The following is a 14,306-nucleotide window of genomic DNA, read 5'->3' as shown; positions in this document are numbered from 1 at the left end:
TGACATAGCTCACAGCATTATGAATTACTGGAACCGCTCACAGTCATGCGGCCTCGGTTCGGATGAGCGGTGAAATTTCAGACAGACCATTCAGCTTTTCGACAAGGAGGACGAAATGCGTAAGTCATTTCGTGCAGGCGCCGTGGCCATGCTCGCCGCGGCCGCGATGCTCACCGCAGGATGCTCCGGTACTTCAGGTACGGACGCCGGCTCAGCAAATGATCCCAACCAGAAGGTGGAACTGACCTACTGGGCCTGGGCCCCCAACCTGGACAAGGTGGTGGAGGTCTGGAACGAGAAAAACCCCAACATCCACGTCACCGTCAACAAGCAGGACGGCGGCGATCCCGCCGTCACCAAGCTGCTCACCGCCGTCAAGGCTGGCAGCGGCGCACCCGACCTGATCCAGGCCGAATACCAGAAGATCCCCACGCTGGTCGCAGCCGACGCCCTCGCCGACCTCTCCGGCACTGAAGCCAATGAGACCAAGAGCCACTTCCCGGAAGGCGTGTGGGACTCGGTGACCCTCGGCGGCGACGCCCTCTACGCCGTTCCGCAGGACACCGGCCCCATGGTGTTCTACTACCGCGCGGACATCTTCGAGAAGCTGGGCCTTTCCGTTCCCACCACCTGGGATGAGTACGCCCAGGCCGCCAAGGCAGTCCACGCCGCTGATCCCGAGGCCTACCTCGGCACCTTCTCCTCCAACGATGCCGGCTGGTTCACCGGGATGGCGCAGCAGGCAGGTGCCTCCTGGTGGGGTGTCGACGGTGACGCCTGGAGCGTCAACATCGACGAGGACCCCACCAACAAGGTTGCCGAGTACTGGGGCGGCCTCGTGGAAGAGGGCACCATCGACAACAAGCCGATGTACACCCCGGAATGGAACACCGCCCTTAACACGGGCAAGCAGGTGGGCTGGCTGAGCGCGGCCTGGGGCCCTGGCGTTCTCTCCGGCAACGCCGGCGCCACCGCCGGGCTGTGGAAGGTGGCACCCATGCCGCAGTGGGATGCCTCCAAGCCCTCCACCGGCAACTGGGGCGGCTCCTCCACCGCCGTGACCACCCAGTCCAAGAACGCGGAAGCTGCCGCGAAGTTCGCCACCTGGCTGAACACCGACCCCGAAGCAGTCCAGGCCCTGGTCAAGGAAACCGGCGTCTACCCCGCCGACAACGCAGGCGCCAAGTCCGCGCTCACGGCGGCACCGGAATTCTTCTCCCACCAGCCTGATTTCTACGAGGTGGTGGCCGACGCGGCGCAGAACGTGGGCTCCTTCACCTACGGGCCCAACGTCAACGTGGCCTTCAACGCCTACAACGACCAGTTCGCCAAAGCTGCCCAGGCCAAGCAGAAAAGCGCCTTCAGCGACGCCGTGAAATCCATGCAGCAGGTCACCGTTGAGGACCTGAAGCAAACCGGCTTCACGGTCAAGTAACGTCCGGCAAGCAGCAACAGACTCCGGTTCCGGGAGGGCATCCCCAAGGCCCCTCCCGGAACCGGCACCACCTCAAATTTTTGACAAGTTCGAATCCCACAAGCTCCAATCCACACAGCTCCAATCCACACAAGGAAGTGCACCCGTGGCAATGACCGTGACCAAGCCCGGTCCGGCGGCTGATACCGCAGCCGGACCCTCCAGGCGGGCGAAGAATTTCAAATCCCGGGTGCTCATCCCCTACGCGATGCTCGCCCCGGGCATCATCCTTTTCCTCGTCTTTATGGCAGCCCCCATCGTCTACACGCTGGTGCTGAGCTTCCAGAAGAAGAAGGTCAGTGGCCTGGGCCTCGGCAAGGGCTCCCAGAGCCAGGTGTTTGCGGGGTTCGAAAACTACGTCAGCGCCCTGACGGACCCGGAGTTCCTGGGCAGCGTGCTGCGCGTGCTGCTGTACGGCCTCATCCTGATCCCGCTGATGCTCGGCTTCGCCCTGCTGTTCGCCCTCCTGCTGGATTCCCGCCGAACCAGGGCCGGCAGCTTCTCCCGCACCGCCATCTTCCTTCCCTACGCCGTGCCCGCAGTCATCAGCTCCCTTCTGTGGGGCTTCCTGTACCTGCCAGGGGTGAGCCCCTTCCACTTCCTGGCCCGGCAGTTCGGCGTCGCGCTTCCCTCGCTGCTGGACCCGAACCTCGTCACGTTCGCCATCTGCAACATCGCCCTCTGGGGCGGTGTGGGCTTCAACATGATCGTGATGTACACATCGCTGAAGGCCGTGCCCAGCGAAATCTATGAGGCAGCGAAGCTGGACGGCTGCTCAGAGATCCAGACCGCCCTGCGGATCAAGATCCCCATCATCGCCCCGTCGCTGGTCATGACAGCGCTGTTTTCGATGATTGCCACGCTCCAGGTCTTCGCCGAGCCCACCACCCTGCGCCCGCTGGCCAACAGCCTCTCCACGAGCTGGTCCCCGCTCATGCTGGTCTACCGCGACGCCTTCACGCGTAACGACGTGTACTCAGCCGCCGCCACCAGCATCGTGATCGCCGCGGCCACCTTCATCATTTCCTTCCTGTTCCTGCGCGTTGTGCAGAAGCGGGCCTTCGGACAGGAGAACTGACCGTGACCACCCTCGCGCCCAGCCGCACCTCGAATACAAAATCCGCCCGTACGCCCAAGGGCGCAGTTTCGGCCCACGATAAGCCGAGCTACCTATCCACCGGGATCCTGATCCTTGGCGCGCTGTACTGCCTGTTCCCAGTGATCTGGGTGGTGGCCGCCGCCAGCAAGGACGGCAACGAGCTGTTCTCCACCTTCACCCTGGCCCCCAGCACGCACCTGTGGGACAACATCGTTGCCCTCACCGAATACCGTGACGGGCTGTTCTGGCGCTGGATGGCCAATACCGCGTTGTACGCAGGTGTGGGCGCCATCGTCTCCACCTGGGTCTCCGCCCTCTCCGGCTATGTCCTGGCAAAGTTCGACTTTCCCGGCAAGTCCGGAATCTTTAAAGTGCTGCTGATGGGCGTGCTGGTGCCCGGCGTCATCCTGGCCATCCCTCAGTACCTGATGCTCGCCCAGGCCGGGCTGACCAACACCTACTGGTCCGTGCTCCTGCCCCAGATCATCAGCCCTTACGGCATCTACCTCGCCCGGATCTACGCAGCAGCGTCGGTACCCGGCGATGTCATCGAGGCCGCCCGCACCGAGGGCGCCAAGGAAATGTACATCTTCAACCGGATTGCGGCCCCCATGATGCTGCCCGGCCTGGTGACCATCTTCCTCTTCCAGTTCGTTGCCATCTGGAACAACTTCATGCTGCCCTACATCATGCTCGGTGACGACCACCTGTTCCCGATCACGGTGGGCCTGAACGGGCTGCTGAACCAGGGCGCCTCCGCACCGGCCCTTTACACCCTGGTCCTGGCCGGCGCCCTGCTGTCGATCATCCCGCTGGTCATCATGTTCCTCCTGCTGCAGCGCTACTGGCGGGTCGACCTCGCCGCCGGCGCCGTCAAGGCCTAGTACTGGATAGGCTTTGACCATGACTCAACCCACCTCCCGGCCGAGGCCCAAGATTGACGATGTGGCCAAAGAAGCCGGGGTGTCCCGCGGCACGGTCTCCAGGGTGCTGAACGGCGGACACTGGGTCAGCCCGTCCGCTCTGGAAGCCGTTAACGCGGCCATCAAAAAGACCGGCTATCGAGTCAACCCGCATGCCCGGAACCTGGCCACCAACCGTGCAAACTCGGTGGCCTTCCTGCTGACCGAAACGCATGACCGCCTGTTCGAGGACCCGAACTTCGCAGTCCTCCTGCGCGGGGCGGCAGACGCGCTGGCAGTTCATGACATTCCGCTGGTCCTGATCCTGGCCGGCACCGACGACGAACAGCGCCGCGCCACCGACTTCCTCACGGCGGGCCATGTGGACGGCGTGCTGCTGGTGTCCTCGCATGCCACCCGGAAAGGGATCATCTCGGACATCATTTCCGCGGGCATCCCTGCCATCTCCTGCGGTATCCCCCTCGGCTTCGAGAAGAAGATGGGCTACGTGGCGGCTGACGACTACGAAGGTGCCCGGGACCTCCTGCGGTACCTGCGGGACGCCGGCCGCCGCCGGATCGCCACGATCACCGGCCCGCAGGACACCTCCGGCGGCATCCGCAGGCTCGAGGCCTACCGCGACGACCAGGGCGCCGGCATTGATGAGGCGCTCATCGCCCACGGTGACTACAGCAAGGAGAGCGGGTCGAAAGGAATGCGGGAACTCCTCGGCCGGGCTCCCGATATCGACGCTGTTTTCGCTGCCAACGACCTCATGGCGATCGGTGCCCTGGAAGTGCTGCACGAGGCCGGGCGCCGGACACCTGAGGACGTCGCCGTCGTCGGATTCGATGACATCAGCGCGTCCTCCACTGCCACACCGGCGCTCACCACCGTGCGCCAGCCTTTCGAGCGCATCAGCGAGGAAATGGTCCGCCTGCTCCTGGATGTCATCAACGGCAAGCGCCCCGCGGCCATCACCATTCCCACCGAACTGGTGGTCCGGGAATCGGCCTGACCTTCTTCAGCTGAGCACGTGAGAAACGGAAGCGGACGACGCCGGGACCTCCCGCCGTCGTCCGCTTCCGTTGTTGCCGCTGCGGTTGTGTGTGCCGCTACCGGCTGAAGGGGACCTGCTTCCAGGTCAGGACAGGGGCTCCGGAGTTGCTGTTCCGCGACGCCGTGAAGCGGACGTAGTGGGTGACTTTTTCTGCGCCGGCCACGGTGATGCGCTGCAGGTCATCCGCGGCCGGCAGGTCGTAGATGTCCAGCCAATCTGAGCCGGCCGCGAGCGGCTTGTCCTCGGCGAAGACATGGCTGTCGCCGTTGATGAGATAGACCGGCCCGTCGAAGCTGTTCGTTTCCTTGATGATGGTCTTTACGATTTCCTTGAAACCGGACACTGAGTTCGGGTTGGCCGTAGCGGTGTCCAGGAGGAAGGGATCGAACATGTCGGCCTGGGTCATCAGCACCACGGCACGGAGGTCGCGGCTCCCGGCGTCAGCGAACGTGTCACGGATCTGTTGCACCGCAGCGCCTATCCGGTGATTCACGTCGGCCCGCTGGGCACGTGTAACGCCATTTATCCCGAGGCCGGTCCAGGGCTGCAGCGAGTTGTTGCTGCCTTGGATGTTCAGCACGGAGAAGGCCACGCGGTTCTGGGTGAAGCGGACGTTTTCCGGAAGGCCGAGCTCATCCTGGGACCTGACGGGCATGGCGGCACCGAGGGTGTTGCCGGGTTCGTCGAAGAACACTTCCCTCAGCGTGTCCAGCCGCTCCAGCGGGTTGTATTTACCGTTGTCGATGCGGTGGCAGTCCACCCACTCGTTGTCGCCCGGCGTAAAGACCAGGGGGTGCTCAAAGGTGTCGAACTGCTCCCGGATTTTGGTGAAGTAATCGTCGGAGCAGACCGAGTGGCCATCTTTGATGTCGCCCACGTGGGCCACGAAATCAAGCCTGCTGTCCGCGTTGATGTCCTGGATGCGGTCAGGGAACTTGTCAAACTCCGCGTCGCCGTAGGGCATGTCCCCGATTACGCCGAAACTAAAGGAATCCTTGTTGGGTGCTTTGTCCGCAGCGCCTGCGGGCTGGGACGCGACGAGGCCCAGGGCGAGCAGGGCTGCCGTCGTCGTTGCAATGAGGGTTTTTGAAGTCATCAGTTTCGCCTGTCTGCTTACCGGGTGGCTATTTGTGCAGGTGATGAGGAGCTGCTTCAGCGCCTCGACATCGACGGTGTGACGTAGTCTACTCCCGCATCGAAAGCTCGTTCCAGAGGTTTCGCGTGAAGGGGGGACCCCTCCTGTTGCTATGTGGGGGCTTCAAGCCCAAGTTCTCTAGACTTGCCAGTGGACACAAGCCGCAGCAAGGAACAAAGGAGCCATTGATGAGTGGAGTAGTTGTTGTAGGAGTGGATGGCAGCGAGTCGGCCAGGAAGGCTGCGGAAACTGCAAGGGACCTGGCGGTGTCCCTGGGAGCGTCGCTTCACATCGTGACCGCATTCGAGTTTGAGACCGCCGAGACCTTCGGTGCAGGGTCGGACAAGGTCAGAATCTCGAACGCCGACAGCGCCGAGCACGTCGCGAGGTCACTGGGTAACTCGGGGCAGGGCCTGGAGATCACCCACTCCGCCGCCCGCGGCAAGCCGGCTGATTCGCTGATCAAGGAAGCCATCCGGCTGGACGCCCGGCTGATCGTGGTGGGCAACCGCAGGATGCGCGGCATCGGCCGGCTCTTGGGCAGCGTCGCCAACAGCGTCGCGCACAACGCCCCCTGCGATGTCTACATCGCCAACACCTACGAGGACTAACGGCTTAAACCAAGCAAGCGGCCGACGGCGGAACCTCCCGCCGTCGGCCGTTTGCGTTTCGCAGCAGGAAAGTGCGGGCCACCTGGACCAGTGGTATTGCTCCCTCCACCCGTTGTGTTTGAGGAGCCATGCGCCCAACACGGCCAGCGCACTAATCCAGGTTGTTCCCTGCCGTTTCCGGCCCGCACGGTTACCTAGCTGGACACGTCCTTTTCGATTTCCTCGGCGAGGTCGTCCACCTCTTCCGGGCGCAGTTCGATGCCGGCCTCCTCGAAGCGTTCCTCGAGCACATGGCTCACGTCATCCTCCACGTGGCCCAGGCGAATTTCGTCGCGGACCTCGTCCGCGATGCTTTCAGGAGTTTCGGTATGGGCTGTGTCCTCCACGGTTTCGTCGTCGTCAAAGGGGGCGCTTGAGGTATCGGCTGAGTCAGTCATAACTCATGGTTACCGCTTGCCGGTGCACGGTCAATAATCCGAAGCGCTCAAGGTAAAGCGGCCGACGGCGGCCCCTCCCGCCGTCGGCCGCTTCCGTCCCGTCAGTCCCCCAAGGGCAGCGCCTGCGCGACGGTGACCGCGATCAGGGCAAGGAACGTGGCAGCAACCGCCCACGCTTCCAGGCGCTGCCGCAGGGTCCTGCGCTGTGACCGGTTACCCGTTGATCTCCACTTGTACATAGTCCTCCCGAAGGAACATGCGGCGTTCCTGCCAGCCGTCGAGTACAACCCAAATGATCGAGCCATCGGGCGTGGCGGTGTCCACGAAGCCCGAGCCGATGGGCAGCCCGTGCTGCGAAAGCCGCACCCGCTGCCCCGTCGGCAGGGCGTTCCAGGAGACCCCCCGCCACCGTTGCCCGCTCGCCGCTGTCACGGCACTACCGCAGGATGACCGTGCGGTTGCCCAGCAGCAGGATCCTGCCCTCGCAATGCCAGCGGACGGCGTTCCGCAGCGCAACGCACTCGGCGTCGCGGCCCGCCGCCACCAGGTCCTCGGCAGTGTACGTGTGGTCCACCTCGATGACCTGCTGGGAAATGATCGGCCCCTCGTCCAGTTCGGCGTTCACGTAATGCGCGGTGGCCCCCACGGTTTTGACGCCCCGCTCATACGCCTGGTGGTACGGTTTCGCGCCCTTGAAGCTGGGCAGGAACGAGTGGTGGATGTTGATGGTCCGGCCGGCAAGCTTGGCGGAGAGCTCGTCGCTGAGCACCTGCATGTAGCGGGCCAGGACCACGAGTTCGACGTCGAGCTCGTCCACCAGTTCCAGGAGCCGGGCTTCGGCGGCGGGCTTGGTGTCCCTGGTGACCGGCACGTGGAAGAACGGGATGCCGTCCCACTCCACCAGGCTTGCCTGGTCAGGGTGGTTGGAAACAACGGCGACGATCTCCACCGGGATACCGCCCGTCCGTGCCTGGAACAGCAGGTCGTTGAGGCAGTGCCCCATTTTGGACACCATCACCAGCACGCGGCGCTTGCGGCCGTGCGGCTCCAGCTGCCAGTTCATCTGCCACTGTTCGGCCAGCGGGGTGAAGCTGGTGCGCAGGTCCTCGGTGCTGAACGGCTGCTGCTGCGGATCTGGCCCGGAGGCGAAGTGCACCCGCATAAAGAAGTGCCCCTGGGCCTTATCGCCGTACTGCTTGATGTCGATGATGTCGCAGCCGTGCTCCAGCAGGAAGGCCGAAATCGCGTGGACAATTCCTGGGGACTCCACGCAGTCAACCGTCAGGACATGCTCGACGGCGGCAGGACGTTCCGCCGTCGAGGCACCCTTGGCAGGGGTTGGAACGGGCGTTTCCACAGTGTGCAGGGTGCTCACTTATTCACCCCGTCATTCAACGCGCCGTCAAAATCCCGGCCGATGGCAGACGCCTCGGTTTCCAGGTCCTGCGCAAGCTCCGACTTGAAGGTGGCATAGCGGGCCAGGTGGGCAGGCCGCCGTCGCAGAATCAGCCACGCGGCGCCGAGCACCAGGAACCACACCGGGGTCACCAAAAGCGCCAGCAGGGTGTCCGGCTGTGTTGTCAATGCCCACAGGACGAAGGCGAAGAACGCGAACACCACCCAGACCATCGGCACGCCGCCGGGCATCCGGTACTTCGAGCCCTCGTGCAGCTGCGGGCGGCGGCGCCGGAATGCCAGGTAGCTGGCCAGGATGATGGACCAGACGAACACAAAGCAGACGGCGGACACGGTGGTCACCATTTCAAAGGCCTTGCCGATGTCCTGGCCCGCGTACATCAGGATGACGCCGGAGAGCAGCAGCACGCAGGAGAGGAACAGGGCGTTCTGCGGTACCTTGCGTCGGGACAGGCCGCGGAAGACCGACGGCGCGTCCCCCTCCTGCGCCAGTCCATAGACCATGCGGGAGGTGGAGTAGATGCCGGAGTTGGCCGAGGACATGGCCGAGCTGAGCACCACCAGGTTCACTACGGTGGCCGCGGCGCCGAGGCCGGCCAGGGAGAACATGGCGATGAACGGGCTGTGCCCGGCCTGGAACTGGGTCCAGGGGGTGACGGACATCAGGATGATCAGGGCGCCCACGTAGAAGAGCAGCACGCGGATGGGGATGGAGTTGATGGCCTTGGGCAGGTTCTTTTCCGGGTCCTTCGCCTCGGCGGCAGTGGTGCCCACCAGTTCGATGCCAACAAACGCGAACACTGCGATCTGGAAGCCGGCCACAAAGCCCATGAACTCGTTCGGGAACATGCCGCCGTGGCTCCACAGGTTCGTGAAGGTGGCAGGGCCGGCGTCGGACTGGAAGCCCGTGAAAATCATGAACATACCCACGATGATCAGCGCCGCGATGGCAATGATCTTGATCAGCGCGAACCAGAATTCGGTCTCGCCGAACGCCTTCACCGTGACGAGGTTCAGGAGCAGGAGGATGGCCACGGTAGCCAGGCCCGGGATCCACAGCGGGAGTCCCGGCCAGAGTTCCTTGGAGTAGCCGGCGATCGCGATGACGTCCGCGATGCCCGTGATCACCCAGCAGAACCAGTAGGTCCAGCCGGTGAAGAAGCCCGCCCAGGGGCCCAGCAGGTCCGCCGCGAAGTCGCTGAAGGATTTGTAGTTCAGGTTGCTCAGCAGCAGTTCGCCCATTGCCCGCATGACGAAGAACAGCATGAAGCCGATGATCATGTAGACGAAAATGACGGACGGTCCGGCCGCGGAGATGGTTTTGCCCGAGCCCATGAACAGGCCCGTGCCGATGGCGCCGCCAATGGCGATCAGCTGGATGTGCCTGTTGGTGAGCTGCCGCTCAAGATGCGGCTCCTGGTGGGGCGTTACAGGTTTAGTTGTCACGTGCTGCTCCTCGAATCAATGCTGTCTGGAGTGCTGAAGTGGTTGCCTGCTCCGGGCCCGCAGGCAGGGGATCGAGGCTGTTGAAGCTGTAAAGGTGGATACCGGCGATGGAGCCGGGCTGGCTTTCGAGGCCGGTGATCAGGCTGTCCGGCGAGTAGCGGTCCCCGCTCAGGAGTTTGCGTGCCAGCGGGCCCTTGCGGCTGAGGAACCTCAGGGAACTTCCGACGCCGATCTGCGTGGACAGTGCCACCAGCCTGGTCCGCGGGACGGACCCGGCCACGCCCGCCCAGACAGGCAGGTGGACTCCCTCACGGCGGAGGAGCGCTGCGTAGTCATGGATTTTTCCGGCGGAGAAGCACATTTGGGTGACCACATGCGAGGCCAGATGCTGCTTGGCCAGAAGCCCGTCCAACAGCTCCAGCGGGCTGACGAGGGGGTGGCCTTCCGGGTAGCCCGCAACGCCGGCCCGCATGATTCCGCTGCTGTACTGGGCAATGTCCTCCAGCACCGGAAGGGCCGAGTCGTACATGCCGGCGGGCTGCTTCCGGTCACCGCCGATGACGAACACTTCGCGGATGCCCGCGGCATCGCAGCCGCGGACAATTTCGGTGAGCTCGGCCCGGCTGCGGATGCTCCTCGCGGCGAGGTGCGGGATCACCTTGTACCCGGCGTCGCTCAGCTCCACGGCGGTGCGCATGGTCCGCTCGATACCGTGGTGCGGCAGGCATGTCACGCTCAGCGTGGTGGTCGTGGGCACCAGGGCCTGGACCTGCTCAACGATTCCCTGGGATGGGATGACTTCGATTCTGACGGGGAACATCATTGGTCCTGTCTGTGCATCAGGTTTTGGTATCCCAACTCAGGCTGTGGCTGCGAGGAGGGAGCTGGCTTCCTGGCGGGTGGTGCCGGAGGACTCGATGTGGGCCAGTTCTGCCGGGATGTCCCAGCCTTTCTTGCGCATCGCGGTGGCCCAGAGCCGGCCGGCGCGGTAGGAGGAACGGACCAGCGGGCCACTCATCACGCCGAGGAACCCGATCTCGGTGGCCTCGTCCTGGAGGTCCACGAATTCCTGCGGCTTGACCCACCGGTCCACCGGCAGGTGCCGCTCGGACGGGCGCAGGTACTGGGTGATGGTGATCAGGTCGCACCCTGCCTCGTGCAGGTCCCGCAGCGCTTCGGAGATYTCCTCGCGGGTTTCGCCCATCCCMAGGATCAGGTTGGACTTGGTCACCATGCCCAGGTTCCGGCCCTGCGTGATCACGTCCAGGGACCGCTCGTAGCGGAACGCCGGCCGGATCCGCTTGAAAATCCTGGGCACGGTCTCGACGTTGTGCGCGAACACCTCGGGCTTGGAGTCGCAGATCGCGGCGATRTGTTCGGGYTTGCCGGAGAAGTCCGGGATCAGCAGYTCCACCCCGGTGCCGGGGTTCAGTTCGTGGATYTTGCGGACCGTCTCGGCGTACAGCCACACGCCCTCGTCCTCGAGGTCATCGCGGGCCACGCCGGTGACGGTGGCGTAGCGCAGCTGCATCGCCTGCACCGACCTAGCGACCTTGGTCGGTTCGAACCGGTCCACCGGGGAGGGCTTGCCGGTATCGATCTGGCAGAAATCACAGCGCCGGGTGCACTCCGAGCCGCCGATCAGGAACGTGGCTTCCTTGTCCTCCCAGCACTCAAAGATGTTGGGGCAGCCGGCCTCCTCACACACGGTGTGCAGGCCTTCCTTCTTCACCAGGTTCTTGAGCTGGACGAACTCCGGGCCCATCTGGACCTTGGCCTTGATCCAGTCCGGCTTCCGCTCCACCGGGACAGCAGAGTTGCGCTGTTCAACGCGCAAAAGCTTCCGGCCTTCAGGTGCCAATGTCATTTCTGTACTTCCTTTAGCATTCGACGACGTTGACGGCGAGGCCGCCCATGGCCGTTTCCTTGTATTTGGAGCTCATGTCCTTGCCGGTCTCGCGCATGGTCACGATGACCTCGTCCAGGGAGACCCGGTGGGACCCGTCGCCCCAGAGCGCCATCTTCGCCGCGTTGATCGCCTTCGCGGCGGCGATCGCGTTGCGTTCGATGCAGGGCACCTGGACCAGCCCGCCGATCGGGTCGCAGGTCAGGCCCAGGTTGTGCTCCATCGCGATCTCCGCGGCGTTCTCCACCTGCGCAGGGGTTCCGCCCATCACCTCGGCCAGGCCGGCCGCTGCCATCGACGACGCCGACCCCACCTCGCCCTGGCAGCCCACCTCCGCGCCCGAGATCGACGCCTGCTCCTTGTACAGCACCCCGACGGCAGCGGCGGCGAGCAGGAACTTCACCACGACGTCGTCCCGGTCCTCCTGGCCGGCGTTCTCCATGCCCGGCGCGAAGTGCAGCGCGTAGTACAGCACGGCAGGGATGATCCCGGCAGCCCCGTTCGTGGGCGCGGTGACGACCCGGCCGCCGGAGGCGTTCTCCTCGTTCACGGCAAGGGCGATCAAGTTAACCCACTCCTGCCAATACTTCGGGTCGTGGAAGTCCCCGTCCTGGCCTTCATCGTCAGGGCGGGAGCTTTCCTTCTTGAGCCGCTCGTACCAGTCAGGGGCACGGCGCCGGACCTTCAGCCCGCCCGGCAGCACGCCTTCGCGCTTCAGGGATGTGGCTACGCAGCCCTCCATCACGGAGTAGATGTGCAGCAGGCCTTTACGGATCTCCTGAGGAGTGCGGCTCTCTTCCTCGTTGACCCGCATCACCTCGCTGATGCCCAGGCCGGTCTCCCGGCAGTGCTCCAGCAGTTCCGCGGCCGTCCGGAACGGCAGGGGCAGTTCCTTCTTGGACTCCTCCAGCTCCTGCTGCGCCGCGTCCTCCTCACCCTCGCGGACAATGAACCCGCCGCCCACCGAGAAAAACGTGGCGGTGTGCAGGATCCCGTCGTCCGCATCAAAGACGGTGAACGTCATGCCGTTGGTGTGCCGGGGCAGGATGGTCAGCGGCCGCAGCACCATGTCCTTCACCCCGTACGAGAGCGGCACGGCACCGGCCAGCTGCAACGTCCCGGTGTCGGCAATGGCGGCCAGGCGTTCCTCCACCTCGTCCGGCAGGATCAACTCCGGATGAAACCCCTCCAGCCCCAGCAGGATGGCGGTCATGGTCCCGTGGCCGTGGCCCGTCGCCGCGAGCGACCCATACAGGTCAACCCGCAGCGACGCCACCTCAGCCAGCATGCCGGAGGCCTTGAGCTCCTCGGCAAACACGGCGGCAGCCCGCATCGGCCCAACAGTGTGCGAACTCGAGGGTCCGATCCCAATAGAGAAAAGGTCAAAGACTCCAACAGCCATGCGCGTGTTTCCTAACTGGAGAGGTGGTACGGAGTTTTTGTCCAGATATGCAGACTTAAACGCCCTCGAACTCGTCTTATCTGGACAAAAACTCCGGGGATCAGCTGAGGTTTGCTACACCCGGGTAGAGCGGGTGGGCTTTGGCGAGTGCCTCGACGCGGTGACGCAGCCCCGAAAGGTCCGCATCGGCGTCGGCCGTTAAAGCCTCGGCGATGATGTTTGCAACCTCACGGAAGGCTGCTTCGCCGAACCCACGCGTGGCGAGCGCCGGGGTGCCGATCCGGAGGCCGGAGGTGACCATCGGCGGGCGGGGGTCGAACGGAACGGCGTTGCGGTTGACCGTGATGTCGATAGCCGCAAGGCGGTCCTCGGCCTGCTGCCCGTTGAGTTCGCAGTTGCGCAGGTCAACGAGGACCAGGTGCACGTCGGTGCCGCCGGAGACCACGCTGATGCCCTTGGCGGTGACGTCGGGCTGGACGAGGCGCTCGGCCAGGATCCGGGCGCCGGCGAGGACGCGCTCCTGGCGCTCTTTGAACTCGGCTGAGGCCGCGATCTTGAAGGCCACGGCCTTGCCCGCAATGACGTGCTCCAGCGGGCCGCCCTGCTGGCCGGGAAACACAGCCGAGTTGATTTTCTTGGCGATGTCGGCGTCGTTCGTCAGGATAATGCCGCCGCGGGGACCGGCGAGGGTCTTGTGCGTGGTGGACGTGGTGACGTGCGCGTGCGGCACCGGCGACGGGTGCAGCCCGGCGGCCACGAGCCCGGCGAAGTGCGCCATGTCCACCATGAGGTAGGCGCCCACGGAGTCGGCGATCCGGCGGAACTCGGCGAAATCCAGCTGCCGGGCGTAGGCGGACCAGCCGGCAACGATCAGCGCGGGCTTTGTCTCCTGCGCCAGGCGCTCCACCTCGGCCATGTCCACGGTGTGGGTGTCCTCGCGGACGCCGTACGGCACCACGTTGTAGAGCTTGCCGGAGAAGTTGATCTTCATGCCGTGCGTCAGGTGGCCGCCGTGGGCCAGGTTCAGGCCCATGATGGTGTCGCCGGGCTTGATCAGCGCGTGCATCACCGAAGCGTTGGCCTGTGCGCCGGAGTGCGGCTGCACGTTGGCGAACTCCGCACCGAACAGCGCCTTGATGCGGTCAATGGCGAGCTGTTCGACGACGTCCACGTGCTCGCAGCCGCCGTAGTAGCGCTTGCCCGGGTAGCCCTCGGCGTACTTGTTGGTCAGCACCGAACCCTGCGCCTGCATCACGGCGACGGCGGTGTGGTTCTCGGAGGCGATCATCTCCAGGCCGTCGCGCTGTCGGGTGAGTTCGTCGTCGATTTTTGCGGCGATCTCGGGGTCCAGGGCGGACAGGTCTGCGTCCAGGGACGGAGAGACTACCTGCTCGAAGGCTGCCGTTGTGGTCATGCCC

General features: G+C 64.6%; 14 protein-coding genes. 5 read left to right on the top strand and 9 right to left on the bottom strand.

What is annotated here, in order from left to right; all coding sequences use genetic code 11:
* Positions 1–115 precede the first annotated feature (115 nt).
* From G6R19_RS14425 to G6R19_RS14410, 4 genes are all read left to right on the top strand, one after another.
* Positions 116–1,435: an extracellular solute-binding protein gene (locus tag G6R19_RS14425; RefSeq protein ID WP_163166106.1), complete on the top strand. Its 1,320-nt coding sequence runs from the start codon at positions 116–118 to the stop codon at positions 1,433–1,435.
* Positions 1,436–1,586: 151 nt separating this feature from the next.
* Complete coding sequence (locus G6R19_RS14420; RefSeq protein WP_163166344.1) at positions 1,587–2,552, top strand: sugar ABC transporter permease; 966 nt, start codon at positions 1,587–1,589, stop codon at positions 2,550–2,552.
* A gap of 104 nt (positions 2,553–2,656) precedes the next feature.
* Positions 2,657–3,457, top strand: coding sequence for a carbohydrate ABC transporter permease (locus G6R19_RS14415; RefSeq protein ID WP_163166342.1), 801 nt, complete (start codon positions 2,657–2,659; stop codon positions 3,455–3,457).
* Positions 3,458–3,476: 19 nt separating this feature from the next.
* Positions 3,477–4,493, top strand: coding sequence for a LacI family DNA-binding transcriptional regulator (locus tag G6R19_RS14410; RefSeq protein WP_163166104.1), 1,017 nt, complete (start codon positions 3,477–3,479; stop codon positions 4,491–4,493).
* A gap of 97 nt (positions 4,494–4,590) precedes the next feature.
* Here G6R19_RS14410 and G6R19_RS14405 read toward each other — a convergent pair whose 3' ends face one another.
* On the bottom strand, positions 4,591–5,631 hold the full coding sequence (locus G6R19_RS14405) for a metallophosphoesterase (RefSeq protein ID WP_163166102.1): 1,041 nt from the start codon (positions 5,629–5,631) through the stop codon (positions 4,591–4,593).
* Positions 5,632–5,858: 227 nt separating this feature from the next.
* Between G6R19_RS14405 and G6R19_RS14400 the strand changes: the two genes are divergently transcribed.
* On the top strand, positions 5,859–6,281 hold the full coding sequence (locus G6R19_RS14400; protein ID WP_163166100.1) for a universal stress protein: 423 nt from the start codon (positions 5,859–5,861) through the stop codon (positions 6,279–6,281).
* Positions 6,282–6,475: 194 nt separating this feature from the next.
* On the opposite strand, the gene G6R19_RS14395 is transcribed toward G6R19_RS14400, so the two are convergent.
* The 8 genes from G6R19_RS14395 to glyA form a co-directional block, all read right to left on the bottom strand.
* The gene (locus tag G6R19_RS14395) at positions 6,476–6,718 is read right to left on the bottom strand and encodes a hypothetical protein (protein WP_163166098.1); all 243 of its coding nucleotides are present in this window, start codon (positions 6,716–6,718) and stop codon (positions 6,476–6,478) included.
* Positions 6,719–6,931: 213 nt separating this feature from the next.
* Positions 6,932–7,150, bottom strand: a complete 219-nt coding sequence (locus G6R19_RS14390; protein WP_163166096.1) for a hypothetical protein — start codon at positions 7,148–7,150, stop codon at positions 6,932–6,934.
* Between the two features lie 4 nt (positions 7,151–7,154).
* Entirely contained in the window at positions 7,155–8,075 is a 921-nt protein-coding gene (gene purU, locus G6R19_RS14385; RefSeq protein ID WP_163166341.1) for a formyltetrahydrofolate deformylase, read from the bottom strand.
* A gap of 14 nt (positions 8,076–8,089) precedes the next feature.
* A complete protein-coding gene (gene cycA / locus G6R19_RS14380; protein WP_163166093.1) occupies positions 8,090–9,580 on the bottom strand; it encodes a D-serine/D-alanine/glycine transporter in 1,491 nt (496 codons plus the stop codon).
* Positions 9,570–10,403 (bottom strand): methylenetetrahydrofolate reductase, encoded by an 834-nt coding sequence (locus G6R19_RS14375; protein WP_163166091.1) that lies wholly within the window; start codon positions 10,401–10,403, stop codon positions 9,570–9,572. The genes cycA and G6R19_RS14375 overlap by 11 nt, the downstream gene beginning before the upstream one ends.
* Before the next feature lie 36 nt (positions 10,404–10,439).
* Positions 10,440–11,447 (bottom strand): lipoyl synthase, encoded by a 1,008-nt coding sequence (lipA, locus tag G6R19_RS14370; protein WP_163166089.1) that lies wholly within the window; start codon positions 11,445–11,447, stop codon positions 10,440–10,442.
* Positions 11,448–11,460: 13 nt separating this feature from the next.
* Complete coding sequence (locus tag G6R19_RS14365; RefSeq protein WP_163166087.1) at positions 11,461–12,888, bottom strand: L-serine ammonia-lyase; 1,428 nt, start codon at positions 12,886–12,888, stop codon at positions 11,461–11,463.
* A gap of 100 nt (positions 12,889–12,988) precedes the next feature.
* Positions 12,989–14,302 carry a serine hydroxymethyltransferase gene (glyA, locus tag G6R19_RS14360; protein WP_163166085.1) on the bottom strand — a complete coding sequence of 438 codons (1,314 nt, stop codon included), beginning with the start codon at positions 14,300–14,302 and terminating at the stop codon, positions 12,989–12,991.
* Between the last annotated feature and the right edge of the window lie 4 nt (positions 14,303–14,306).

Origin of the sequence: Arthrobacter sp. Alg241-R88 (assembly GCF_900537115.1) — a bacterium.
Lineage (GTDB): Bacteria > Actinomycetota > Actinomycetes > Actinomycetales > Micrococcaceae > Arthrobacter.
The sequence above is the reverse complement of the archived record's forward strand: the minus strand, read 5'-3'. Positions and strand labels throughout refer to the sequence as shown.

Bases quoted from the DNA above. Each gene is read 5' to 3' on its own strand.
- G6R19_RS14425 (WP_163166106.1), top strand. From the start codon at position 116: ATGCGTAAGTCATTTCGTGCAGGCGCCGTGGCCATGCTCGCCGCGGCC.
- G6R19_RS14420 (WP_163166344.1), top strand. From the start codon at position 1,587: ATGACCGTGACCAAGCCCGGTCCGGCGGCTGATACCGCAGCCGGACCC.
- G6R19_RS14410 (WP_163166104.1), top strand. From the start codon at position 3,477: ATGACTCAACCCACCTCCCGGCCGAGGCCCAAGATTGACGATGTGGCC.
- G6R19_RS14405 (WP_163166102.1), bottom strand. From the start codon at position 5,631: ATGACTTCAAAAACCCTCATTGCAACGACGACGGCAGCCCTGCTCGCC.
- G6R19_RS14400 (WP_163166100.1), top strand. From the start codon at position 5,859: ATGAGTGGAGTAGTTGTTGTAGGAGTGGATGGCAGCGAGTCGGCCAGG.
- G6R19_RS14395 (WP_163166098.1), bottom strand. From the start codon at position 6,718: ATGACTGACTCAGCCGATACCTCAAGCGCCCCCTTTGACGACGACGAA.
- G6R19_RS14375 (WP_163166091.1), bottom strand. From the start codon at position 10,403: ATGATGTTCCCCGTCAGAATCGAAGTCATCCCATCCCAGGGAATCGTT.
- G6R19_RS14365 (WP_163166087.1), bottom strand. From the start codon at position 12,888: ATGGCTGTTGGAGTCTTTGACCTTTTCTCTATTGGGATCGGACCCTCG.
- glyA (WP_163166085.1), bottom strand. From the start codon at position 14,302: ATGACCACAACGGCAGCCTTCGAGCAGGTAGTCTCTCCGTCCCTGGAC.